23 protein-coding genes are annotated in these 23,315 nt (G+C 67.2%); 15 read left to right on the plus strand and 8 right to left on the minus strand.

The window, feature by feature from the left end; all coding sequences use genetic code 11:
• Position 1: 1 nt before the first annotated feature.
• Complete coding sequence (locus NP4_RS16300; RefSeq protein WP_067998527.1) at positions 2–1,366, minus strand: aspartate aminotransferase family protein; 1,365 nt, start codon at positions 1,364–1,366, stop codon at positions 2–4.
• 15 nt (positions 1,367–1,381) lie between these two features.
• Complete coding sequence (locus NP4_RS16305) at positions 1,382–2,872, minus strand: CoA-acylating methylmalonate-semialdehyde dehydrogenase (protein ID WP_067998528.1); 1,491 nt, start codon at positions 2,870–2,872, stop codon at positions 1,382–1,384.
• 136 nt (positions 2,873–3,008) lie between these two features.
• On the opposite strand from NP4_RS16305, the gene NP4_RS16310 reads away from it, so the two are divergent.
• The 6 genes from NP4_RS16310 to NP4_RS16335 all read left to right on the plus strand — a co-directional run bounded on the left by NP4_RS16310 (position 3,009) and on the right by NP4_RS16335 (position 9,988).
• The gene (locus NP4_RS16310) at positions 3,009–4,607 is read left to right on the plus strand and encodes a PucR family transcriptional regulator (protein ID WP_067998530.1); all 1,599 of its coding nucleotides are present in this window, start codon (positions 3,009–3,011) and stop codon (positions 4,605–4,607) included.
• Between the two features lie 149 nt (positions 4,608–4,756).
• Positions 4,757–6,262 carry an APC family permease gene (locus tag NP4_RS16315; protein ID WP_067998533.1) on the plus strand — a complete coding sequence of 502 codons (1,506 nt, stop codon included), beginning with the start codon at positions 4,757–4,759 and terminating at the stop codon, positions 6,260–6,262.
• Positions 6,259–7,623: a purine-cytosine permease family protein gene (locus tag NP4_RS16320; protein WP_067998535.1), complete on the plus strand. Its 1,365-nt coding sequence runs from the start codon at positions 6,259–6,261 to the stop codon at positions 7,621–7,623. Before NP4_RS16315 ends, NP4_RS16320 begins: the two co-directional genes overlap by 4 nt.
• Positions 7,624–7,628: 5 nt before the next feature.
• Positions 7,629–8,075 (plus strand): nucleoside deaminase, encoded by a 447-nt coding sequence (locus tag NP4_RS16325; RefSeq protein WP_062512331.1) that lies wholly within the window; start codon positions 7,629–7,631, stop codon positions 8,073–8,075.
• A gap of 25 nt (positions 8,076–8,100) precedes the next feature.
• Positions 8,101–9,060: an isopenicillin N synthase family dioxygenase gene (locus NP4_RS16330; protein WP_067998537.1), complete on the plus strand. Its 960-nt coding sequence runs from the start codon at positions 8,101–8,103 to the stop codon at positions 9,058–9,060.
• Positions 9,061–9,151: 91 nt separating this feature from the next.
• Positions 9,152–9,988, plus strand: a complete 837-nt coding sequence (locus NP4_RS16335; RefSeq protein ID WP_255285516.1) for a TIGR03621 family F420-dependent LLM class oxidoreductase — start codon at positions 9,152–9,154, stop codon at positions 9,986–9,988.
• A gap of 241 nt (positions 9,989–10,229) precedes the next feature.
• On the opposite strand, the gene NP4_RS16340 is transcribed toward NP4_RS16335, so the two are convergent.
• Positions 10,230–10,619, minus strand: a complete 390-nt coding sequence (locus NP4_RS16340) for an ankyrin repeat domain-containing protein (protein WP_067998541.1) — start codon at positions 10,617–10,619, stop codon at positions 10,230–10,232.
• 38 nt (positions 10,620–10,657) lie between these two features.
• On the opposite strand from NP4_RS16340, the gene NP4_RS16345 reads away from it, so the two are divergent.
• Together NP4_RS16345 and NP4_RS16350 are read left to right on the plus strand one after the other, a co-directional pair.
• Positions 10,658–11,659: a methyltransferase gene (locus NP4_RS16345; protein WP_067998543.1), complete on the plus strand. Its 1,002-nt coding sequence runs from the start codon at positions 10,658–10,660 to the stop codon at positions 11,657–11,659.
• A gap of 37 nt (positions 11,660–11,696) precedes the next feature.
• A complete protein-coding gene (locus NP4_RS16350) occupies positions 11,697–12,548 on the plus strand; it encodes a sterol desaturase family protein (protein ID WP_114755733.1) in 852 nt (283 codons plus the stop codon).
• On the opposite strand, the gene NP4_RS16355 is transcribed toward NP4_RS16350, so the two are convergent.
• The 3 genes from NP4_RS16355 to yaaA all read right to left on the minus strand — a co-directional run bounded on the left by NP4_RS16355 (position 12,532) and on the right by yaaA (position 16,034).
• Positions 12,532–13,623, minus strand: a complete 1,092-nt coding sequence (locus NP4_RS16355; RefSeq protein ID WP_245998065.1) for a GGDEF domain-containing protein — start codon at positions 13,621–13,623, stop codon at positions 12,532–12,534. The genes NP4_RS16350 and NP4_RS16355 overlap by 17 nt on opposite strands.
• Positions 13,624–13,727: 104 nt before the next feature.
• Positions 13,728–15,125 carry a three-helix bundle dimerization domain-containing protein gene (locus NP4_RS16360; RefSeq protein ID WP_211335893.1) on the minus strand — a complete coding sequence of 466 codons (1,398 nt, stop codon included), beginning with the start codon at positions 15,123–15,125 and terminating at the stop codon, positions 13,728–13,730.
• 165 nt (positions 15,126–15,290) lie between these two features.
• Positions 15,291–16,034 (minus strand): peroxide stress protein YaaA, encoded by a 744-nt coding sequence (yaaA, locus tag NP4_RS16365; protein WP_067998548.1) that lies wholly within the window; start codon positions 16,032–16,034, stop codon positions 15,291–15,293.
• A 90-nt stretch (positions 16,035–16,124) separates the two neighbouring features.
• On the opposite strand from yaaA, the gene NP4_RS16370 reads away from it, so the two are divergent.
• The 3 genes from NP4_RS16370 to NP4_RS16380 all read left to right on the plus strand — a co-directional run bounded on the left by NP4_RS16370 (position 16,125) and on the right by NP4_RS16380 (position 19,418).
• Complete coding sequence (locus tag NP4_RS16370; protein WP_067998550.1) at positions 16,125–17,879, plus strand: proline--tRNA ligase; 1,755 nt, start codon at positions 16,125–16,127, stop codon at positions 17,877–17,879.
• A gap of 81 nt (positions 17,880–17,960) precedes the next feature.
• Entirely contained in the window at positions 17,961–18,371 is a 411-nt protein-coding gene (locus NP4_RS16375; RefSeq protein WP_067998551.1) for a DUF732 domain-containing protein, read from the plus strand.
• Between the two features lie 165 nt (positions 18,372–18,536).
• A complete protein-coding gene (locus NP4_RS16380; protein ID WP_067998553.1) occupies positions 18,537–19,418 on the plus strand; it encodes an RpnC/YadD family protein in 882 nt (293 codons plus the stop codon).
• 42 nt (positions 19,419–19,460) lie between these two features.
• On the opposite strand, the gene NP4_RS16385 is transcribed toward NP4_RS16380, so the two are convergent.
• Both NP4_RS16385 and NP4_RS16390 read right to left on the minus strand, forming a co-directional pair.
• On the minus strand, positions 19,461–19,895 hold the full coding sequence (locus NP4_RS16385) for a DUF4439 domain-containing protein (protein WP_067998555.1): 435 nt from the start codon (positions 19,893–19,895) through the stop codon (positions 19,461–19,463).
• Positions 19,892–20,440 carry a hypothetical protein gene (locus tag NP4_RS16390; RefSeq protein WP_245998055.1) on the minus strand — a complete coding sequence of 183 codons (549 nt, stop codon included), beginning with the start codon at positions 20,438–20,440 and terminating at the stop codon, positions 19,892–19,894. Before NP4_RS16390 ends, NP4_RS16385 begins: the two co-directional genes overlap by 4 nt.
• Positions 20,441–20,697: 257 nt before the next feature.
• On the opposite strand from NP4_RS16390, the gene rimP reads away from it, so the two are divergent.
• From rimP to NP4_RS16405, 4 genes are all read left to right on the plus strand, one after another.
• A complete protein-coding gene (rimP, locus tag NP4_RS16395; protein ID WP_067998557.1) occupies positions 20,698–21,324 on the plus strand; it encodes a ribosome maturation factor RimP in 627 nt (208 codons plus the stop codon).
• Entirely contained in the window at positions 21,321–22,346 is a 1,026-nt protein-coding gene (nusA, locus tag NP4_RS16400) for a transcription termination factor NusA (protein ID WP_067998559.1), read from the plus strand. Before rimP ends, nusA begins: the two co-directional genes overlap by 4 nt.
• A gap of 59 nt (positions 22,347–22,405) precedes the next feature.
• Entirely contained in the window at positions 22,406–22,774 is a 369-nt protein-coding gene (locus NP4_RS39945; RefSeq protein ID WP_082875916.1) for a YlxR family protein, read from the plus strand.
• A gap of 114 nt (positions 22,775–22,888) precedes the next feature.
• Positions 22,889–23,315: translation initiation factor IF-2 N-terminal domain-containing protein (locus NP4_RS16405; protein ID WP_174556137.1), on the plus strand; the 427-nt coding region annotated here is incomplete at its 3' end.

Genomic DNA, 23,315 nt, shown 5'->3' on the forward strand with positions numbered 1-23,315 from the left:
CTCACACGGTGTAACGATCCGCGACCGCGAGGGCCTCGTCGAGGATGTTCAACCCCTCCTTGGCCTCGGAATCGGTGACCGTGCACGGCGGCACCACATGCAGCCGATTGAAATTCACGAACACCAGCAGCCCGGCGTCGCGGCACGCGGCGACGACCTCGGCCATCGCCGGACTCGTCCCGCCGTAGGGCGCCAACGGTTCACGGGTCGCCCGGTCGCGCACGAGTTCCAGCGCCCAGAACACGCCCAGGCCTCGGACCTCGCCGATACTCGGATGCCGCTCGGCCAGCTCCCGCAGGCTCGGTCCCAGCACCCGCGCCCCGACCTCGGCGGCATTGTCGACGATGCCCTCCTCGGCCATCGCGGTGATCGTCGCGACCGCGGCCGCCGTCGCCAGCGGATGTCCCGAATAGGTCAGCCCGCCGGGATAGGCCCGCTCGTCGAAGGTTTCGGCGATACGGGGGCCGATCGCGACGCCGCCGAGCGGGACGTAGCCGGAATTCACGCCCTTGGCGAAGGTCAGCAGGTCCGGGGCGACATCGAAATGGTCGATCGCGAACCATTTCCCGGTCCGCCCGAACCCCGACATCACCTCGTCGGCGATGAAGACGATGCCGTGCCGATCGCACAGCTCGCGCACCCCGGCCAGATATCCCGGCGGCGGCACCATGATTCCGGCCGTACCCGGCACCGACTCCAGTACGATCGCCGCGATGGTCTGCGGCCCCTCGAAGGCGATCACGTCCGCCAGATGAGCCAGCGCCCGCTCGGATTCCTCGGTTTCGTTGCCGGAGTAGAACTTCGAGCGATACAGGAACGGTCCGAAGAAATGCACCACTCCGGACGCGCCGCGATCATTGGGCCAGCGGCGCGGATCGCCGGTCAGATTGATCGCCGTCTCGGTGCCGCCGTGATAGGAGCGATAGCGCGACAACACCTTCGGCCGCCCGGTGTGCAGCCGGGCCATCCGCACCGCGTGTTCGACCGCGTCGGCGCCGCCGTTGGTGAAGAAGATCCGATCCAGCTCGCCCGGGGTCCGCTCGGCGATCAGCCGCGCGGCCTCCGATCGTGCCGCGTTCACGTGCTGGGGCGCGATCGTGCACAGTTTGGCCGCCTGCTCCTGCACGGCCGCAACGACTTTCGGATGCTGATGGCCGATATTGGTATTGACCATCTGGGAGGAGAAATCCAGCAGCCTCCGACCCTCGCCGTCCCAGACGTAGCTGCCCTGTGCCGCGGTGATCGTCATGGGCCGCAACTGCTTCTGCGCCGACCAGGAGTGGAACACATGCCGTCGATCCAGATCGTAGGCGTGCTCGGCCTCCGCGCGCGCCGCCTCGACGGTAAGTCCGTTGGGAAGCGTCATCGCGTCCTCCTGACGTCAGTTGTTCTGCGGGAAGCCGAGATTCAGCCCGCCGTGGCTGGGATCGAGCCAGCGGGTGGTCACGGCCTTGGTCCGGGTGAAGAACTGCACGCCGTCCATGCCGTGGGCGTGGGAGTCGCCGAACAGCGAGGCCTTCCAGCCGCCGAAGCTGTAGTAGGCCATGGGCACCGGGATCGGCACATTGATACCGACCATGCCGACCTCGACCTCGGTGTGGAAGCGTCGGGCCGCGCCGCCGTCGTTGGTGAAGATGGCGGTGCCGTTACCGTAGGGGTTGGCGTTGATCAAAGCCAGTGCCTCGTCATAGGTTTCGGTGCGCACCACCGACAGAACGGGGCCGAAGATCTCGTCGGTGTAGACGCTCATCTCCGGGCGGACGTGATCGAGAATCGTCGGGCCCAGCCAGAAGCCGTCCGCCTCGCCGTCGGCCTGTACCTCGCGGCCGTCGAGAACCACCGCGGCGCCCTCGGATTCGCCCGCGGCGATGTAATCGGCGACCCGATCGCGGTGCTGGCGGGTCACCAGCGGCCCCATATCGGTACCGCGGGTGCCATCGCCGGTGCGAATGGTGTTGGCACGCTGAGTTATTCGTGAGACCAGCTCGTCGGCGACCTCGCCCACGGCGACCACCACGCTGATGGCCATGCAGCGCTCGCCCGCCGAGCCGAATCCGGCGTTGACCGCGGCGTCGGCCGCCAGGTCCAGATCGGCGTCGGGCAGCACCACCATATGGTTCTTCGCGCCGCCGAGCGCCTGGACACGCTTGCCCGCGGCGGTGCCGCGCTGGTAGACGTAGCGGGCGATCGGGGTCGAACCCACGAACGACACCGCCTTGATCCCCGGGTTGTCCAGCAGTTCGTCGACGGCGACCTTATCGCCCTGGACCACGTTGAACACCCCGTCGGGCAGTCCGGCCTCGGCCCACAACCGCGCCAGCCACAGCGACGCCGACGGATCCTTCTCGCTCGGTTTGAGCACCACGGTGTTCCCGGAGGCGATCGCGAGCGGGAAGAACCACATCGGCACCATGGCCGGGAAGTTGAACGGCGAGATCACCGCCACCGGGCCCAGCGGTTGGCGGATGGCGAAGATGTCGACCTTGGTCGAGGCGTTCTCGGTGAAGCCGCCCTTGAGCAGATGCGGTATGCCGCAGGCGAATTCGATGACCTCCAGGCCGCGGGTGACCTCGCCGATCGCATCGGCGAGCACCTTGCCGTGCTCGGCGGTGATCAGGGCCGCGAGGTCCTCCTTGCGCTCGTTGAGCAGCTCGCGGAAGCGGAACAGGATCTGGGTGCGCCGAGTCAGCGAGGTATCGCGCCAGGCCGGGAAGGCGGCGGCGGCCGCCTCGACCGCGACCCGGACGTCGGCGGCGGTCGCCAACGCGACCTGCCCGCTGACCACACCCGTCGCGGGATTGGTCACCGGCAGCGTGGCCTCGCTGGTGCCGGTGAACGGTTTGCCGTCCACCCAGTGCGCGATGGTCTGCATGGGGTTCTCCTCGATCCGGTCAGCGGGACTTCATGGCAGGACCTCACCCCGGCCCTGCGAAAACTATCCCTTAGGTCAGCACCCGGTCGGCGCGACAAAACGTCGACAATCCGGCGATTCGTATTACGATTTGTCGATGCTGCCGACCGTCGCCGACGTCCTCGCCATGCCTGCCGTCCGCGCGGGCGAGCCCGACGTGGTCGGCGGCGCGCAGGGCCTGTCACGGCCGGTGCGGTGGGTGCATGTCGGCGAGGTCTCCGATGTGGCGGCGCTGCTGGCCGGGCGCGAGCTCATTCTCACCACCGGACAACCGCTGGCGCACGGCACCCGGGCGAGTGTGGCTTATCTGGAATCGCTTTCGGCGGCTGGCGTTTCGGGACTGGCCGTCGAAATCGGCAGCTATGTAACGGAATTGGGGCCACAGATCGCCGCCGCGGCCGATCGACTGGGCCTGCCGGTGGTGGCGCTGCGCCGAGTCACCCGGTTCGTGGAGGTCACCGAGGCTGTGCATCGGGTGATCGTGGCCGACCAGTACGCCGAACTCGAATTCGCGCAGTCGGTGCACGAGACCTTCACCGCGCTGAGCGTGCGCCGGGCCTCACTGGCCGAGATCGTGAAAACCGCCGCGAATCTGCTGGATTCGTCGGTGATCCTGGAGGATCTGGCCCATCGCGTACTCACCCTCGCCGCCCGGCACACCTCGACGGCGGAACTGCTGGACAACTGGGAGCAGACCTCGCGTCTGCTGGCCGAGGATCAGAACATCGTCCCGGTCGGGCCGCATACCGAGCGTTGGGGCCGACTCATCTTGCGCTCCAGCCGAATTCCCACCTCCCGCGCCCGCATGGTGCTCGAGCGGGCCGCGCAGACGCTGACCCTGCACCGCATGATCGAACGCGACCGCTTCGGCCTGCACCGGCAGGCGCAGACCGGACTCGTCGAGGATATGGTCAGCGGCCGCCTCGCCGACGAACAGGACGCCGTGGCCCGCGCGGCGGCCCTGGGCCTGGCGCGGCGGGCGCGCTATGTGCCGGTGGCCGTGCACATCTCGGCGCCGCCGGAAACCGATCCGGTCGCCCGGCAGCGGCGCGGCGCGGCCCTACTCGACGCGGTCGGACACGGGGTGGCCCTGGCCAAGGCGACGGCATTGAGTGCGGCCGATCAGCAGCGCGTCACCCTGGTGCTCGCGGTCGGACGCGGCGGGGATCTCGACGAGCGACTGGGCGCGATCTGCGCGGCGATAGCCGCTGAGGTGCGCCGGGTCGACGGGGTCGCGCGGGTGGCGATCGGCGTGGGCGCGGATTCGGAATCGCTGCTCGACACCGCGCGCGAGCTGACCCACGCCGGACATGTGGCCGAGGTGGCGCTGTCGCTGAATTCGGTGCAGCCGCGGCCGTTCTATCGCAGCGGCGATGTGCGCCTGCGCGGGCTGCTGTCGCTGATCCGCAACGAACCCGGCGTCCAGCGCTTCGCCGAGACCGAATTGAGCGCGCTGCTGCGCCACGACATCCGCCATCGCGGTGATCTCGCCACCACGCTGCGGGCATTCCTCGACGTCGCGGGCAACAAGACCGAACTGGCCCGCCGGATGAATGTCAGCCGTCCCACCCTCTACGACCGGCTGGCCCGCATCGAACGCATTCTCGATGTCGACCTCGACGACGGCGAGGTGCGGACATCCCTGCACACCGCGTTGCTCATTCGCGACCTCGCGGCCACGCCCGACGAAATGTAATCCGGGCCACCGATTCCCGGTCGTATCGTCACATTTGTGTCGCACCTCACAACCTTTGTTCGCGCCGGTAACGCCGTTTCATCTGCTCGCAACAGTCGATTCCCGACAATTCACCCCTAGGTCATTCGACCAGGATGAGGAGTTGCGTTATGGACACCAGTACGGTCGCCGCCTCGGTCACCGGGGATTCGTCCCGGATCCACCGGCTCAAACCCAATGCCATCGGCCTGCTGGGCGTGGTGTTCATGGCGATCGCGACCGCGGCGCCGATTACGGCGATGACCGGCAATGTGCCGTTCATGATGGCCTCGGGCAGCGGAATCGGCACGCCCGCGGCGTTTCTCGTCGCGATGGTGGTGCTGGCGGTGTTCTCGGTCGGGTTCACCACGATGTCCAAACACATCACCGCCACCGGCGCGTTCTACGGATTCATCTCCTACGGGCTGGGCCGCACCGTCGGACTGGCGGCCGGGCTGCTCGCGGCGTTCGCGTACATGGTGTTCGAGCCATCGATCGTCGGTATCTTCGCCAGTTTCGCGACCAATACCTTCACCGATCAGGTCGGCGTGCACATTCCGTGGTGGGTGTTCGCGATCGTGATGCTGGCGATCAATGCCGTGGGCACCTGGTTCGGGGTGGCGCTGGCGGAGAAGCTGCTGGTGGCGTTGCTGGCGACCGAGGTCACAGTGCTGGCCGTGCTGGCGGTGTCGGTGGCATTGCACGGCGGTGGGCCGGAAGGGTTTTCGCTCGCGCCGCTGAACCCGGTGAACGTATTCCACGGCGCCTCGGCGGGTTTGGGCTTGTTCTTCGCGTTCTGGTCGTGGGTGGGATTCGAGTCGACGGCGATGTACGGCGAGGAGTCGCGCGATCCGAAGCGAATCATCCCGCGCGCCACCATGATCGCGGTGCTCGGAGTGGGCGTGTTCTACGTGTTCGTGTCGTGGATGGCGATGTCGGGCAGCGGGGTGGACGCGGCGCTGGGACTGGCGGCGTCGGATCGGCCGATGGACGTGTTCTTCGCCCCGACCACTCGCTACGTCGGGCACTGGGCCGTGAACGTCATGCAGTGGCTGATGATCACCGGTTCACTGGCCTGCGGTATGGCCTTTCACAACTGCGCGGCACGTTATCTGTACGCACTCGGCCGTGAGGGTGTGCTGCCGGTGCTGCGGCGCACGGTCGGGCGCACCCACGCCAAGCACGGTTCGCCGCATATCGCCGGGCTGGTGCAGACCGTGGTCGCGGCGCTGATCGTGGCGGTCATGGGGTTGGCGGGCAAGGATCCCTACACCGGGATCTACACGCTGCTGGCGATTCTGGGTACGATGGCGATCCTGATCGTGCAGGCGGTCTGTTCGTTCGCGGTGCTGGCGTACTTCCGCACCCATCATCCGGAGACCCGGCACTGGTTCAAGACGCTGGTCGCGCCGCTTTTCGGCGGGTTGGCGATGCTCGGAGTGGTGGCGTTGCTCATCGTCAATATGAGCAACGCCGCGGGCAGCGAGGCCGATTCGCTGCTGCTGAGGGCGACCCCGTGGCTGGTGGCCGCGGTGGCGCTGACCGGTATCGGGTACGCGCAATATTTGAAACGCCGTGACCCGCAACGGTATCTGCTGCTCGGGCGCACGGTGCTCGAGGAGACACACGAACGATGACGGCCTACGGTGACCGGGTGCTGGCGGTGGAACCCGGTGGTAGCGAGAGGATTCCCGACGACGCGCGGCACGGTGCGCCCCGGAGTCTGTTCTGGATCTGGATGTCGCCGAACCTGGAGTTCGCGACGATTTTCGTCGGTGTGCTCGCGGTGACGGCGTTCGGGCTGTCGTTCGGCCAGGCGGTCCTGGGCGTCGCGCTGGGCACCGCGCTGGGGGCGGTCTCGCACGGTGTGCTGTCGGCGCGCGGGCCGCGCTACGGCGTACCGCAGATGGTGTTGGGACGCACGGGTTTCGGCTATCGCGGCAACGCGCTGCCCGCCGGATTCATGGCCGTCATGTGCGGGGTGGGATGGTTCGCCACCAACAGCGTCAGCGGGGCGTTCGCGCTCGCCTCGCTGACCGGATCGGCGAAACTGCCCGCGCTGGCGATCGTCGTGGTCGCGCAGACGGCCTTCGCCTTCTTCGGGCACAATCTGGTGCAGGCGTTCGAGCGGCTCGTATTCCCGGTGCTGGCAGTGGTTTTCGCGATCGTGACCGTGGTGATCTTCGCCCACTCACATGTGGATGCGCCCGCGACCGGTGCGGGCGGGATCGGCGGTTTCCTGCTGACCGTGGGCGCGGCGTTCGGATACGCGGCCGGGTGGAATCCCTACGCCGCGGACTATTCGCGCTATCTGCCCACCTCGATCTCGCGGGTGGCGACCGGGGGCTGGGCGGCGGCCGGATTGTTCGTCTCGTGCGTCTGGCTCGAGGTTGTGGGCGCGGCGTCGACCACGATCGCCGGTTCGGCGACGGGCAGTCCGACCGATATCTTCACCGCGAATCTGCCTGCGGCGCTGGCGAAGCTGACGCTGCTGGCGATCGTGCTCGGCGCGATCGCGGCCAATGCGCTGAATGTGTATTCCGGCGCGATGGCGTTCGTGACGATGGGGATCCGGCTGCCGACGGCCACGCAGCGGGCCCTGGTCTCGGCGGTGTTCGGGGTGATCGGATTCCTCGTCGCGTGGTGGGCGCTGGCGGACGCGGCGGCCGGGTACGAGGCGTTTCTGCTGATCGTCGCGTACTGGATCGGGCCGTGGCTGGGTGTGATGTTCGCCGATCAATGGCTGCGGCGTGGGCGGCGCATCGACGATCTGCTCTACGACCGTGCCCATCGCAACCTCGTCGGCGTCGCGGCCTTTGTCGCGGGGCTGGTCGGTTCGGTCCTGCTGTTCTCCAATCAGGCCCGGTTCGTGGGCTATGCCGTGCGTGCGATTCCCGGCCTCGGTGACATCACCTTCTTCGCCGGATTCGTCGTGGCCGCGGCGGCGTATCTGATCTTCGCCCCGGCGTCGACGCGGACGCGGGTGATGGCAGCATGAGCGATATGGTTACCGAACACTTGCTGGAGGCCGCGTACGAGGAAGCGCGATCGGGACTGGCCGAGGGCGGTATCCCGATCGGGGCGGCGCTGTTCGACAGTGCGGGAAATCTGTTGGGGCGCGGGCACAATCGGCGCGTTCAGAACGACGATCCGAGTATCCACGCCGAAACCGACGCCTTCCGCAATGCGGGCCGTCGGCGCGACTACCGCGACACCATCATGGTGACCACCCTCTCGCCCTGCTGGTACTGCAGCGGCCTGGTCCGCCAGTTCGGAATCGGCGCGGTCGTGGTCGGCGAGGCCAGGACCTTCAACGGCGGGCACGAGTGGCTGGCCGAGAACGGCGTCTCGATCACGGTGCTCGACGATCCGCGATGCGTGGAGATGATGGAGAAGTTCATCGCCGAACGGCCGGAACTGTGGTTCGAGGACATCGGCGTGGTGGGGTAGTTCGTTCGACCGACAGGAGCGGGCGTTGGACGCGATAGCGACGATCGATCTGAACCGATGGCGCGCCGGCGGCGCGGCGGCCGCCGCGGTGTGCCGCGAGGTCGACGACGGGTTGCGGCGGGCCGGATTTCTGCTGGTGCGCGGGCACGGCGTGCCCGCGGAACTGCCGGTGGCCGTGCGGGACGCGGCGCGACGATTCTTCGCGCTGCCCGAGCCGGTCAAGCAGCGGTATGCCGTGGGCGTCGGCGGGCGCGGGTGGATCGGGCCGGGGCGCGAGGCCAACGGCTACGCCGAGGGGACGGTGACGCCGCCGGATCTGAAGGAGACCTTCGCGATCGGAGCCGACACCCGCACCGGCGTGGCCGCCGTGGACGATGTGTGGTTCCTGCCCAATGTGTGGCCCGCGGAGGCCGCCGAACTGCGCGAGCCGCTGATCGCCTACACCGACGCGGTGCGCGTGCTGTCGGACGAACTGCTCGAGCTGTTCGCCGCTGCGCTGGGGCTCGAGTCGAATCCCTTCGCGCACTTGGCGACTCGGCCCACCTGGACCTGCAATATCAACCACTATCCGCCGCTGACCCAGGTCGGTCCGCCCGAACCGGGCCAGTTCCGGATCGGACCGCACACCGATTTCGGCACGGTCACCGTGCTCGACCGCGAACCCGGCGCGGGCGGGCTGCAGGTCTACACCGAGCAGGGCGGATGGGCCGACGCCCCCTACGATCCCGAGGCGCTGACGGTGAATATCGGTGACCTGCTGGCACATTGGAGCGGCGAGCGCTGGCCGTCGGGTCGCCACCGCGTACTGCCGCCGCAGACGCGGGCGCCGGAGGAGGATCTGGTCTCGCTCATCTACTTCTACGAACTCGACCACGACGCCCTGGTGACGCCGCTCGAACCGCCGATCGGGCGGATCGCGGGCCTGCCGCCGGTGATCTCGGCGGATTTCCTGCGCACCCGATTGGACGCGATCGCGCTCGATTGAAATCCGGATGCGCCGACGGTTCCGTTCGGGAAAGCTGGAAGCCGAATCAACGGCGATGAAGGGAGATGCCGTGCGGGACTTCCGTTTCGGTGTGAGCGTCCGTATCTCGGACACCAGAACCCAGTGGCAGCGGTCGGTGCGCGAGGTGGAGGATCTGGGTTACGACACCTTCCTCGTGCCCGATCATCTGGGTATGGTCGCGCCGTTTCCCGCGCTGATGTCGGCCGCCGAGGTGACCCGGCGGGTGCGGCTGGGCACCTTCGTTCTCAATACCGCGTTCACCCGTCCCGCCCTGCTGGCGCGTGATGTCGCGGCGGTCGATCAGCTCACCGATGGTCGCTTCGAGCTGGGTCTGGGAGCGGGCTACGAACCATCGGAGTTCGAGGCGTTGGATATGCCGTTTCCCACTGCCGGGCAACGGATCTCGCATCTCGAGAAGACGATCGTGGAGGTGCGCCGACTGCTCGGCGATCCGGATCACCGCCCCCGCCCCGCGCGCCCCGATCTGCCGATCGCGATAGCGGGCAAGGGCGATCGGCTGCTGACCGTCGCGGCCCGGCACGCCGATATCGTCGGGCTGGCCGGAATCGAGCCCGGCGACGATTCCACCGTGCGCGGCTCGCTGCCCGAACGCGTGGAATTCATCCGACGCACGGCGGGGGATCGGTTCCCGGATCTGGAACTCAATCTGATGATTCTGTCGGTCCAGCTCGCCGGTTCGGGCGAGCCCGATCTGAGCTTCCCCCGCAAGTTCTATCCGAATTACTCCGATGAGCAATTGCGTACGCTGCCGAGCGTTCTGCACGGCTCCGAGGAGGCCATTGCCGATTCCCTGCGCCGATTGCGCGAGGAATACGGCATCACCTATTTCACGCTTCCCAGCGTCGATATGCACACCTTCGCGAAGGTGATCGCGCGCCTGCGCTGATTGTCCCGTATGCCGAGATAGGGTGCTCGCGGTTCGTTCCACCGCTGTAGTTCCGGCCCGTACAGGCATACAGGAGGAGCGTCGGATGAAGTTGTCGGAGATTGCCCGACGACGGTGGGCAGAGATCGGCCTCGGTATCGGCATCATCGCCACGGCCGCGGCTTTGGTTGTGGGAATTCTCAGTTCGCAGGCGCCGGTGTAGTACAAGCCGGTCGGGGCCGTTTCGGCGTCCCCGGCCGGTTCATCGGAAACGCGTCAGCAATTCCGATTTGCCGAACATCGTCGCCGAATCGCGGGCCGAAGGGGTGCCCGCGTCCGGATCGGCGCCCGCGGCGATCAGAATTCCGACGATCTCGTCCTCACCTTTGAATACGACGCCTGCGAGCGGGGTTTGGCCGCGGTCGTTGGCGCGGTTCGGATCGGCTCCCTTGTCGAGCAGGGTCCGGACCGCGTTCGCGTGGCCGTGATAGGCGGCCAGCATCAGCAGGGTGTCGCCGCGCTCATTGGTGAGATTCGCCGGGACGCCCGCGTCGAGGTAGGCGGCCAGGGTCTCGGCGTCGCCGGACCGCGCCGCCGCGAACACCTTGGTCGCGAGTTCGATCAGCTCGGGATCCATATCAGCGCTGCTCATCAGCCCACTGTAACCAGTGCGGCGGGTTAGATTGAGCTATGGCCGAGGAAGCGACCGGATGGGGCGGCGGATTGTGGGCGGCCGCGGATCTGGTGACGCCGATGGCCGTACGGGTGGCCGCGACGCTGCGGCTGGCCGATCACATCGCCGCCGGGGCGCGCACGGTCGAGGCGCTGGCCGAACTGGTCGGCGCGAATCCCGACGCGCTGGGGCGGGTGATGGGTCATCTCGCTGCGGCCGGGGTGCTGTCGCGGTCCGAGCAGGGCGCGTTCGGTCTGACCGATCTCGGCGAGCGCCTGCGCGAGGACGATCCCGAGGGCGTGCGGGCCTGGCTCGATCTCGACGGTGCGATCGGTCGCGCCGATCTGTGTTTCACCGAACTGCTGCACACCGTGCGCACCGGCGAGCCCGCCTTTCCCCGGCGATTCGGTCGGACGTACTGGGAGGATCTGTCCGCCGATCCGGTTCGCTCGCAATCGTTCGACGCGCTCATGGGAGCGCGGTTGGCGGCGGACGCGCCCGTGGTCGCCGCGGTATATCCCTGGGGCGCACTGGGTTCGGTCGTCGATGTCGGCGGGGGTAATGCCAGTCTGCTGATCGCCATCCTCCGCGCCCACCCTGATCTGCGCGGTACGGTGCTCGACCTCGCGGGTCCGATCGGGCGGGCCGAACAGGCTTTCGCCGCAACGGATTTCGCCGACCGCGCCGCGACCCGAGTCGGCAGCTTCTTCGATCCACTGCCCGCCGGGGCGGGCGGTTACATCCTGTCCGGCGTGCTGCACGACTGGGACGACGGCCACGCCCGCCGGATCCTGCACCGCTGCGCCGAGGCGGCAGCCGATACCGGCAAGGTGCTCGTCGTGGATCATATTGGCGCTCAACAGGACACCGAGGGCGATCTGCGAATGCTGTGCTACGTCAACGGCCGTGAACGCGATGCCGAGGAGTTGGCCCGGCTGGCAGGGACGGTCGGCCTGCGGATCGCGGCGACGGTTCCGGCGGGTTCGCGCACGATCATCGAACTGGTTGCCGCGCGCTGACCGTATACCCAGCGGGGTCATCTCGAGGGAGGCGGCGATGCTGGTCGAATTCCTGCGGCACTCGACCACGGCCGCGGTCGGCGCGGTGCCGATCTATCTGATGTTCGTCGCGATCGAGGCGATCGCGGTGCGCCTCATCGATCCCGGCCCGAATAATCGGCGCGGCAAGGGATACGGCCTCGTCGACACCATCGACAGCCTCGCGCTGGGCATCGGTTCGGGAATCATCCACGGCGTCACGCAGATCGGTCCGCTGCTGTGGGGGCTGTCGGCGCTCTATGTCCTCACGCCGCTGCGGATGCCCGCCTCGCAGTGGTGGAGTTGGGTGCTGCTGGTGATCGGCTTCGATCTGCTCTACTACCTCCGACACCGCGCCAGCCATCGCATCCGGCTGCTGTGGGCCGGACATCAGGTGCATCATTCGAGCAGGCACTTCAATCTCGCGGTGGCGCTGCGGCGGAAATGGGCGCCGCCTTGGCAATTGGCCTTCAATATTCCGCTGGTTCTGCTCGGCTTCTCCCCGGCGATGATCGGCGTCGCGGCCACGATCGATCTGACCTATCAGTTCTTTCTGCACACCGAGACCGTCGGGCGACTGCCCCGTTGGTTCTCCTACGTGTTCAATACGCCCTCACACCACCGGGTGCACCACGGCAGCGACCCCGACTATCTCGACCGGAACTACGGGGCCATCCTCATCACCTGGGATCGCCTGTTCGGCACCTTCGTACCCGAAACCCATCCCGCCACTTACGGATTGGCGCACGATATCGACAGCGCCAATCCACTGGTCATCGGGCTCAGTGGATATCGCGACATCCTGCGCGATCTGCGCGACAGCCACACCCTGCGCGAACGTCTCGGATGCGTGTTCAGCCCACCCGGCTAGTCGATTCGGCGACCACAACCGTATTGCCGCCCAAGCGTTTCGCCTCGTACATCGCGGCGTCGGAGGCCATCAGGGTGTCCATGCGGACCCGGCGGTCGCGGGGCCCGGGGGAGGCGAACATCGCCACCCCGAAACTCGCCGTCACGGGGACGGGAACGCCGGACATGGTCTCGATGGCGGCGCGCAGGCGTTCGGCGACCGCGACGGCGGATTCGTGGCGGATGCAGCTGACCACCACGAATTCCTCACCGCCGGTGCGGGCGATCAGGGCGTCGGAGTCGGCCGCGGCGCGCAGTCGATCGGCGGTTCGTTTGAGCACCTCGTCGCCGACCGGATGGCCGAAGGTGTCGTTCACGGTTTTGAACCGGTCCAGATCGAGGGTGATCGCATACCCCCGACGCGGGCGATAGGTGCCCGAATACTGCGCGAGTTCGGCGTCCAGGCCGCGGCGGTTCAGGAGTTTGGTCAGGGGATCGGAGACCGTATCCAGGCGTAGCAGCATATGCGAGAGCTGCATGGTCGGGATGACCACGCCGATCAGCGCGACATTCGCGACGACGAGCGCGATGCCCAGGGCGAGGTCACCGTGCCAGCGGCCGCCGCCGCGGACGGTCAGGATCGCCAGCACCACCGCGGACAGCAGCGACCAGCCGACGTTGAGCGCAAGGATGCGCGGTCCGTGGAATACCGCCACATAGCTGCCCGTGGCGACGAGCATGATGACGCCCAGCGCGCCGAGGACGCGGTCGGAGACCATCAGGCTGTCGGCGGTGACGACGACATCGATGACCGCGATCCAGGTCAGCGATTCCCGCTCGCTCGGCCAGGGCAGCAACCACCAGCGCAGCGCCCACAGACCGCCCAGCACCGCGGCCACGAAATTGATCGTGGTTCCGGCGACGCCGCGCACCCCGGCCGGTGTGATCGCCATCAGCGTGGCATTGACGAGCATCATCAGACCGCCCACGCCGACCAGGAATTTGGTCCAACCGAAGACGGAATGGGAGAGCAGAAATCCGACCACCCACCGATGATCGCCCGGGCTCTGCCACCTGGACGACAATGTGGAGCGCATATCCGACATCGTGGAACCGCCTTTATCTCGGCAGTCGGCGTGAAGTCCGATTCAATCCACGTATATCACTTTTCGAATGGGTGATTACCGGGCAGTTGTGAGCATCACTTGTTGTAGGACCTGGCGACGCCGTCGAGTAGATGTTCCAGGGTGTCGTAGGCCGGTGGCTCGATGACGTCGATGAGATTGTCGGCGACCGGGACGTGGTGGGCGGTGGTCACCTGGTTGAACCGGGCCGGGTCGTCGGTGCGGAAGCCGTGCTCGGCGGCCAGGGTCTGCAGTTCGGGGTCGGTGCTCAGCAGTCGGCCGATGCGGTCGCCCTCCGGCGTGAGCGGGACCAGGGTGTGGCGCGACAGGATGGTGGGCGACGGATACATCAGGACCATGTCGGGGGTGATGCGGCCCGCGACCGCGGCCTCGATGTACTGCGCCTCGTAACCGAGCACCAGTGGGGTCGGGCCCATGCCCGCCGAAAGGTACTGGGCGAACGGGCCTTCGCTGGAATTGTCGGAATAGCCCTGGCCGACAAACAATTTGGCGATCTTACCCAGTGCGAATTCCTCGGCGGTCGTACCGCGCACCACGGTGTTGTCGTTGGCGACGTAGCTCGCGATGGCCAGATACATCGCCGCGGAATTGGAGGTCCGCGGGTCGGTGGTGGAGACCAGGATGTTCTTGCGAACCGGATAGGTGTCGTTGCCGGGCAGCTGATCCCACTGCGCGCCGTTGGCGATGAGGTCGAGATAGCGGTTCATATCGAAGGACGGAACCGGGCCCGGCCGCACGACGCCCGCCTTGGTGAGCAGTTCGGCGATCGGTTTGAACGTCGCGATCGCCATCGGGGAGGAGAACGGGGTGTATTTGGCGGTCAGATTGCGCTGGCGCAGAATGCGTTCCGCCGCCGGGGCGCTGGACGGGAAGGCGAAGTCGTATTTGCCGAGATCTACCGAGGTGGCGATCTGGCGTGAGCCCGCCGGATCGGCCTCGACCCGGATTCCCTTGCGTGCCAGCGAGTCTGTCACCTTGGGATCGGTGAAGAAGCCGCTTTTCTCCGAGCCGATCACGCCGTGCAGGACCACTGGTGCGGCCGCGGGGGCGGTGGAGGTTCCGGTCGTGCCGACGGCGACGGCGATGATCGCCACCACGGCCACGATGGCTACGGGCAGAGCCAGTTTGCGGACCGTCCAGGGGGGTGCGATGTACTCCCGCACTCGATCGGCGAGGCCGCGTTTGTCGGGCTCGAACGAAATATCCTGCGGGGCAATGAGTTCCGGTTCGATCGGATCATCCGACAGTTCTCGGCGGACGATTCGTTCGACCAGGATCGGCACGAAATCTCGGACCGAATGCCCCTCGAAACGACCCAGCGCCGTCGCGACGGCGTCCTCGATCTGTCGCGGGGAACGGGTGTCCCCGAAGTCGGTAGCGAGTCGATCTATCAGTTCGCGCAGCGCTTTTTCCTCGCGGCCACGCTTGTCCTCTCGGGTGGCATTTTTGCCCACACCAAGCTCCTCGGCAATGCATCGGGAATATTGGCGCCGTCCGCGCGCCGCGCCAACATTACGACACCCGCGCGGTATCCCCAAGTATGGCAATTGATTACGCGAATCCGGTAACCGATTGTGTGTCGAGAATTCACGCGATGGTCCACCTGGAATTCATTCGGATCAGGTGAGGACCAGAAGTTCGGTCGAGGAGGCGATTTCCACACGCAGTCCGGCCTTTTCGGCGACCTTGGCCAGATCGCGCACGGTGGCGGGTTCGGAGCGGGTCAGCACCAGGGCGCGGGCGAGCAGTCCCTTGTGGTGTTTGTTGAAATGGCTCACCACGGTGCGGGAGCCGTCGGGACGTTCGGTGAGCACGGTCGCGGTGATCGCGCCCGGAATGCGGCCCAGCTGCTGATAGGTCCCCGAGCGCAGATCGACCACCAGATCCCCCGCGGTCTCCTCGCGCAGCGCCGGAACCAGCGCGGGCTTCCACACCGAGGCCAGCGTCGGCAGGCCGGGCAGCTTCGAGCCGCCGGAAAGTCGGTAGGCGGGAATCGGATCCGCGGCGCGGACCACGCCGAACAGGGCCGAGCCGATGGCCAGGCGCGTGAATGCGCGCTCGCGCTGGACCTTGGTGAACGAGGCTGCGTCGAGCGCGTCGTAGAGCACACCGGTATAGCGGGTCAGGGCCGGGCGTGTCGCGGAGGTCCGCAGTGCGGCATTACGGGCGATCTCCGCATCGGCCCCCTTACCCAGACCCAGCGCCGCGCGCGAGGCGTCGGCATCGTCCGCCAGCGCGATCAGCTGGGTGACCAGCTTGTCGCGCACGGCGGTGAGCTGCGGCAACGACAGCGCGTCCAATTCCAGCGGGCCGAATTCACCGCCGTCGGACTTGGTTTCGGAGGGAGGCAGGATCACCAGCACGAGGCGTTACGGTACCGCCGCGAACGAGCTGGGCCGGGAGGCGGTAGTGCCTGCATGGCGTCGCCGTAGCACGGGCTACGCTGTGCAGCCGTGATCACCCGTCTGTCCCACCTGTTCCTGCGTACCCTGCGCGACGATCCCGCCGACGCCGAGGTGCCCAGCCACAAGCTTCTCGTCCGTGCCGGATACGTCCGTCGCGTCGCGCCGGGGGTGTACTCGTGGTTGCCGCTCGGCCTGCGCGTGTTGCGCAAGATCGAGAATGTGGTGCGCGAGGAGATGGACGGGATCGGCGCCCAGGAGATCTCGCTGCCGGCGCTGCTGCCGCGCGAACCGTACGAGACCACCAAGCGCTGGACCGAGTACGGCGACAGCCTGTTCCGGCTTCAGGACCGCAAGAAGGGCGACTACCTGCTCGGACCGACGCACGAGGAGCTGTTCGCGCTCACCGTCAAGGGTGAGTACAGCTCGTACAAGGATCTGCCGGTCATCCTGTACCAGATCCAGACCAAATACCGTGACGAGGAGCGGCCGCGCGCGGGCATTCTGCGCGGGCGCGAATTCGTCATGAAGGACTCGTATTCGTTCGATCTGGACGAGGACGGGCTGAAGGCCAGCTACAACGCGCATCGCGACGCCTATCGGCGAATGTTCGATCGGCTCGGGGTGCGGTATGTGATCGTCTCGGCGACCTCGGGTGCGATGGGCGGCAGCGCGTCGGAGGAATTCCTGGCCGACAGTCCGGTGGGCGAGGACACCTATGTGATCTGCCGCGAATCCGGCTATGCCGCGAATGTCGAGGCGGTGGTCACGCCCGCGCCGCCGGAGATTCCGATCGAGGGCCAGGCCCCGGCGCAGGTGTACGAGACGCCGGGCACCCCGACCATCGCGACGCTGGTGGAGTGGGCGAATTCGGCGGTCGCCGAGCAGTTCGGGCGGCCGGTCACCGCGGCCGACACGTTGAAGAACGTGATGGTCAAGTTGCAGCACCCCGACGGTAAGTCCGAGATCGTGGGCATCGGCATCCCGGGTGATCGGGAGGTCGACGACAAGCGGCTCGGGGCGGCGCTGGAACCCGCGGAGGTGGCATTGCTCACCGAGGAGGATTTCCGGGCCAATCCGTTCCTGGTCAAGGGATACATCGGGCCGAAGGCGCTGGCCGACAACGGGGTTCGCTATCTGGTGGATCCGCGTGTGGTGAGCGGTACGGCCTGGATCACCGGCGCCGACGAGTCGGGTAAGCATGTGGTGGGTCTGGTCGCGGGTCGCGATTTCACCCCCGACGGCACGATCGAGGCCGCTGAGGTGCGCGACGGCGATCCCTCGCCGGACGGGCGCGGGGTGCTGCACGCGGCGCGTGGCATCGAGATCGGGCATATCTTCCAGCTCGGGTACAAGTACACCGATGCCTTCGAGGTCGATGTGCTGGGTGAGAACGGTAAGCCGGTGCGATTGACCATGGGCTCCTACGGTGTGGGCGTATCCCGCATGGTCGCGGTGCTGGCCGAGCAGATGCACGACGAGAAGGGGCTGCGCTGGCCCCGCGAGGTCGCGCCGTTCGATGTGCACGTGGTCATCGCCAACAAGGACGAGGCGGCCCGCGCGGGCGCCGAACAGGTTGCGGCCGAACTGGATTCCGCGGGCCTCGAGGTGCTGCTCGACGATCGCACCGCCTCGCCCGGAGTGAAGTTCAAGGACGCCGAACTGCTGGGTATGCCGCAGGTGCTGGTGATCGGGCGCGGCTGGGCCGACGGGAAGGTCGAACTGCGCGATCGCTTCGCGGAGACCAGCGAGGAGATCGCGGCGGACCAGGCCGTCCAGGCGGTGCTGGCCAAGGTTCGCGGCTGAGCCGAGCGGGCCGTCCGGATCCGATCCGGACGGCCTCCTGCCCGAGTTGCGCCGGGATCGCGAATCCGGTTAGTTCGCAATGTGATCAAGCCGATCCTGGGTCTGTTCGCCGCGCTATTAGCCCTGACGGCCTGCGCCACCGGCCCCGACAACCCCGCCCAGGCCTACGATTCCGCGCCCGGGACGACGGCCCCCGTCATCTCCGACAGCGACCGCGCCTTCCTCACGGCCCTGGGCGCCAGACCCGGCCTGGCCGAATTCGTCGTAGCCTCCCCCTACGGCGCCCTCAGCACCGGCCAGAACCTCGCCGCGGAATTCGACCAGCTGATCGCCACGGGAATGTCCCCCGCCCAAGCCTTTCCCCGCATGGTCGACGATTTCACCCACGGCGACGGAGTCCATTCGGACGGTATGACCCCGGACCAGGCGGCGGATCTGATCCGCATTTCGATCAGCGCGTACAAGCCGCAGTACACGGCTGCGGTGAGCTGAAGGGCTGAGCCGTCCGGCTTGCGCCACGCGGCCGGACCGGACAGGAGCTACTCCGCCCGCGTCGCGGTGTGTTCGCGACGCCACGCCGTGAAATCGAATCTTTTGTGGCAGTTGGACATTCGACCGCCAGCTGGCTTGTCGAAATGCGTGCGTACAGTCCGTGACATGCCCGGTCATCCACACGAGAGTTTGGTTGAGCTGTTTCGGTCCCAGCCGATGCTGGCGGCCTGGTATCTGCGACATGTGTTCGGTGAGAAGGTGCCTGACTACGAGCGGGCGCGTGCCGAACCGTGTGATTTCACGGACGTCGGCCCGAAGGAATTCAGAGGGGATTGCGCGCTCGGACTGTACGATCCGAGCGGCCGCGCGATGTCGGCCATCTGCGTGGAAATACAGCGCAAGAAGGATCCGTTGCGCCACTGGCAATGGCCGGTGTATCTCGCAACCCTTCGCGCTCGATTGCGATGTCCCACATACCTGCTGATCGTGGCCACGAATCCCACAGTGGCCGAGTGGTGCCGTAAGCCGATCGACTTCGGTCACCCCGAGCTGGTGTTGCGGCCTCTGGTGTTGGGCCCGGACACGATCCCCGCTGTCACCGACCCTGCCGAGGCTATCGCGGCTCCGGAGCGAGCCGTACTGTCCGCGATCGCCCACGGCAACGAACCGAACGCCGACGCCCTCCTCGTAGCCCTCATGGCTGGACTGAGCAATACCGACTATGAGCTGGGCAAAATGTACTATGACATGGTGGCTGAGGCCCTCTCGGCCACAGCCCAGCGCCGTCTGGAGGAGCTGATGAACAACACCTATGAGTACCGCAGCGATTTTGCCCGGCGGTACGTCGCTGAGGGACGTGCTGAGGGTCGTACGGAAGGGCGTGCTGAGGGGGAGGCAGCAGCGTTGCTGATGGTGCTGGAGGCTCGCGGGTTCGATGTGCCGGACGATGTCAGGGATCGGGTCACTGCTTGTGACGATCTGGATCAGCTCGGGCTGTGGATTCGGCGGGCGGCCTCGGTGCAATCTGTCGGCGAGCTGTTCGACTGAGTGCTGCGGGTATCGCTGTCGAACAGGCTCGGCCGGGTCTGATCAGCTTTTGCCGGGGAAGGCCGCAGTCGCTGGGTTGGTGCCCAGGATGGATTGCCAAGTCGCGAGGCGGAGGGCTGATTCGGTGAGGGCCTCGGTGGCGGTGCGGCGGAGTTCGGGGGTGGTGGCTCGTTCTACCGCGGAGTGCCAGGCGGTGGTGGTGTCGGATTCGACTGTGACGGCGAGTTTGGCGGCGGGGATGGGGTCGTTGATGGGGAAGGGGGGTGTGTATGCGGCTGCGGGGGCGGGGATTTGGGCGCCGAGGGATTTGAGGGTGTCTATGGTGGCGTCGCGGCGGGCTCGGTGGGAGGCGAGGTATTCGGCGACGATCTTGTTGCGCTCGGGGGAGGCGTAGGCCGCGATGACGCCGTAGGCGTAGACGGCGGCGTATTCGGCGGCCAGGGCGTCGGTCAGGGATTGCTGGTCGGTTGTGGTCATGCGAGCAGGACTCCCGTGTGGGTGGCGCAGCAGGCGCTGATCGAGGCGAGCAGGCCCGCGCGATAGCCGGACAGGGTGGCGGCGAGGTCGGCGGCCGAGCGCTGGGAGCGCGCGAGCTGATCGCGCAGGGCGGCGACCGTCGGCGGTGGTGTGGGCGCCGGTGGCGGGGTGACCGGCGGGGTAGCGGACTTGGGTTTGGTGCCGTCGCCGTATACGCCTGTGGCGCGGTCGATCTCGGCTCGAAGCGCGTCGGCGTGCTCGGTGCGCTGAGTCGCGATGAGGGTGAGCGCGGGGGTGTGATCGGGCGCGGTGGCGACCGCGGCCCTGGCCCACACCGCATCCGCGCGGGCCGACTGTTCCTGTGCCAGAAGGATGTCCGGTTGCGCGGGTTTGTCCTCGGCGCAGCCCGCCGCACCCAGCGCGCCGACCACCAGGGCGCCGCCGCCCGCCATCCGCAGCATCGATCGGCGGTCGAGGGCGGGCGGGGAAACGTCGGAGGCGTCCGACCGCTGCGGCGGAGGGACGGCGATATCGGTGCGTGGCACGCCTATATCGTGCCAGTGATTGTGGTGAGACAAATCGCCGAGCCCACTCGACACGCTGTGATCTGCGCCTTCGACGGTCGAGCCCACGGGTACACCCATGGGAAACTGGAAAAGGTTGGCTGGTCCTTTACACTCTTCGGGCGCGTTACGCTAGACCTTCGGCGGAGTATTCCGTCGACCCCGCGCGCCGACCGGGTCCGACCAGGACCTATACCGACAACTCAAACTCCCTACAACTGAACCAGGAGCCGCCCCACATGCCGATGCCGACCGAGGAAAGGGTGAGCCAGCTTGTTGCTGGGCTCGTCGAGCGCCGAGGATTCGACCTCGAGGGCGTGGCGATCACGGCTGCCGGTCGGTCGCAAACACGCGTGAAGGTCGTGGTGGACAGCGATTCCGGAGTAGATCTGGATCAGATCGCGGCACTGAGTTCCGAAGTCTCCGAAGTCCTCGACGAAGCCGGGGATTTCGGTGAAACCTCCTACCTGCTGGAGGTCACCACCCCCGGTATCGAACGCCCGTTGACCGCACCTCGACACTGGCGTCGCGCTCGCGGCCGCAAGGTCCGTGTCACATTGCGTCCGGGCGCGCCGCAGCCGGAGGACGGCGATCGTTTCGACGCCCGCGTCGGCGCGGCCACCGAAACCGAGGTCGCCCTGGTGCTCGGCGGCAAGCGAAAACCCCATCGCGTCACCGTGCCCCTGGCCGATATCGATAGGGCCGTCGTCCAGGTGGAATTCTCCCCACCCGGCGCGGCGGAGATGGAATTGGCCGGGGGAGTCGCCCCCGGCCGCCCGGAGCCCGGCGCCACCGATTCGGTGGACGCCACAGATGGAGAAGTACCGGAACCAGTAGCCGCGTCGACCGAAGGGATCGTGGAATGAACATCGAAATCGAAGCCCTGCGTGCGATAGTCGCCGACAAGGGGATCTCGATGGAGACGGTGATCTCCGCGATCGAGTCCGCGCTGCTGACCGCTTATCGCCACACCGAGGGCCACCAGCCCAACGCCCGCATCGATATCAACCAGAAGACCGGTGTGGTGCGGGTGATGGCCCGGGAGGTCGATGCCGACGGCAACATGATCTCCGAATGGGACGACACCCCAGAGGGTTTCGGCCGCATCGCCGCGACCACCGCCCGGCAGGTCGTGCTACAGCGGCTACGCGACGCCGAGAACGAGAAGTCCTTCGGCGAATTCTCCACCCACGAGGGCGATATCGTCGGCGGCGTCGTGCAGCGCGACGCCCGGATGAACGCCCGCGGCACCGTCGTGGTGCGCATCGGCAGCGAGGCGCACGGCGCGGAGGGTCTGATCCCGCCCGCCGAGCAGGTGCCGGGGGAGAGCTACGAGCACGGTGATCGGATCAAGTGCTACGTGGTCGGCGTCTCGCGCGGCCCGCGCGGTCCGCAGATCACGCTCTCGCGCACGCATCCGAACCTGGTGCGCCGCCTGTTCGCCCTCGAGGTGCCCGAAATCGCCGACGGCTCGGTCGAAATCGTGGCCGTGGCTCGCGAGGCCGGACATCGCTCCAAGATCGCCGTGCGGACCACCGTGCCGGGTGTGAACGCCAAGGGCGCGTGTATCGGGCCCATGGGCCAGCGCGTGCGCAATGTGATGAGCGAGTTGGCGGGGGAGAAGATCGACATCATCGACTACGCCGACGATCCGGCGGCCTTCGTCGGGAATGCGCTGAGCCCGTCGAAGGTTGTCTCGGTCACGATCGTGGATCCGGAGGCCCGCGCGGCGCGGGTGGTGGTCCCCGACTTCCAGCTGTCGTTGGCGATCGGCAAGGAAGGTCAGAACGCTCGGCTTGCCGCGCGCCTGACCGGCTGGCGCATCGATATTCGTTCCGACGCAGCCCCCGACATTACGGGTTCGGTGCGCACCGAAGCGCGGGGCTGAAACACGTTTGTGCTGGTAGAAAACCGCTCGCCCCGTAAGCGAGGTAGCGGCAGGATGACATGTTGGTAACTAACCAGAGGGCTGGATGCGGAGATCTGGACGTGGCAGCGGTAGAGTGGTCTCAGGCTCAGCGCGAGTCTCCGACTTCTCTGCGCTCCGGACCCGTCCGGACGTGCATCGGATGTCGGAAACGCGAGCTGGCCGCCGATCTGTTGCGGGTCGTGGCGCTGTCGTCGCAAGACGGTGTTGCGGTCGCACCCGATCCGCGGCACAGACTTCCCGGAAGGGGTGCCTGGTTGCACCCCTCTTCGGTCTGTCTGAGCACTGCAGTTCGGCGCCGTGCATTCGGCAGAGCGTTACGAGTGTCCGGAAAACTGGATATCTCAGCCCTGGAGCACTACGTGGAGAACAGGCACGAGCACTCATGAGCACACCGTGATGAAGTACCAACGATGATCGGCCATCGAAGATAACCGGAGGTCGTGCGGGCTTACCGTCCCCATAGGGCGGATGCCACGCTCGACCTCTCAGTGAGGAGAGCAGTGGCAGGCAAGGCCCGCGTGCACGAGTTGGCAAAAGAACTCGGTGTCACGAGCAAGGAACTACTCGCAACGCTGAAAGAGCAGGGCGAGTTCGTCAAGTCGGCGTCCTCGACGGTGGAGGCCCCCGTCGCGCGTCGGCTGCGCGAGTCGTTCGCATCGAAGTCCGCCCCGGCGAACGGCAACAAATCATCCGCGAAGCCCGGTCAGAACCAGGCGCGCCCGGCGGGTAAGCCCGCGTCCGGCGCGACGCCCGGTCCGCGTCCCGGCCCGCGCACTCCCGCGCCCAGTCCGGCGCAGGTCAGGCCGACTCCGGCCGCGGCCGAACCGGCTCCGGTCGTTCGGTCCGAAGCCCCGGCCGCCAAGTCCGAGGCGCCTGCCGCGCGTCCCGGCCCCGCGGTCAAGCCCGGCCCGGCCCCCAAGCCCGGCA

This window comes from Nocardia pseudobrasiliensis NBRC 108224, from assembly GCF_001613105.1.
In the GTDB taxonomy this organism is placed as follows: Bacteria; Actinomycetota; Actinomycetes; order Mycobacteriales; family Mycobacteriaceae; genus Nocardia; species Nocardia pseudobrasiliensis.

Bases quoted from the DNA above. Each gene is read 5' to 3' on its own strand.
- NP4_RS16300 (WP_067998527.1), bottom strand. From the start codon at position 1,366: ATGACGCTTCCCAACGGACTTACCGTCGAGGCGGCGCGCGCGGAGGCC.
- NP4_RS16305 (WP_067998528.1), bottom strand. From the start codon at position 2,872: ATGCAGACCATCGCGCACTGGGTGGACGGCAAACCGTTCACCGGCACC.
- NP4_RS16310 (WP_067998530.1), top strand. From the start codon at position 3,009: ATGCTGCCGACCGTCGCCGACGTCCTCGCCATGCCTGCCGTCCGCGCG.
- NP4_RS16315 (WP_067998533.1), top strand. From the start codon at position 4,757: ATGGACACCAGTACGGTCGCCGCCTCGGTCACCGGGGATTCGTCCCGG.
- NP4_RS16320 (WP_067998535.1), top strand. From the start codon at position 6,259: ATGACGGCCTACGGTGACCGGGTGCTGGCGGTGGAACCCGGTGGTAGC.
- NP4_RS16325 (WP_062512331.1), top strand. From the start codon at position 7,629: ATGGTTACCGAACACTTGCTGGAGGCCGCGTACGAGGAAGCGCGATCG.
- NP4_RS16340 (WP_067998541.1), bottom strand. From the start codon at position 10,619: ATGAGCAGCGCTGATATGGATCCCGAGCTGATCGAACTCGCGACCAAG.
- NP4_RS16345 (WP_067998543.1), top strand. From the start codon at position 10,658: ATGGCCGAGGAAGCGACCGGATGGGGCGGCGGATTGTGGGCGGCCGCG.
- NP4_RS16350 (WP_114755733.1), top strand. From the start codon at position 11,697: ATGCTGGTCGAATTCCTGCGGCACTCGACCACGGCCGCGGTCGGCGCG.
- NP4_RS16355 (WP_245998065.1), bottom strand. From the start codon at position 13,623: ATGCGCTCCACATTGTCGTCCAGGTGGCAGAGCCCGGGCGATCATCGG.
- NP4_RS16380 (WP_067998553.1), top strand. From the start codon at position 18,537: ATGCCCGGTCATCCACACGAGAGTTTGGTTGAGCTGTTTCGGTCCCAG.
- NP4_RS16385 (WP_067998555.1), bottom strand. From the start codon at position 19,895: ATGACCACAACCGACCAGCAATCCCTGACCGACGCCCTGGCCGCCGAA.
- rimP (WP_067998557.1), top strand. From the start codon at position 20,698: ATGCCGATGCCGACCGAGGAAAGGGTGAGCCAGCTTGTTGCTGGGCTC.
- nusA (WP_067998559.1), top strand. From the start codon at position 21,321: ATGAACATCGAAATCGAAGCCCTGCGTGCGATAGTCGCCGACAAGGGG.
- NP4_RS39945 (WP_082875916.1), top strand. From the start codon at position 22,406: ATGTTGGTAACTAACCAGAGGGCTGGATGCGGAGATCTGGACGTGGCA.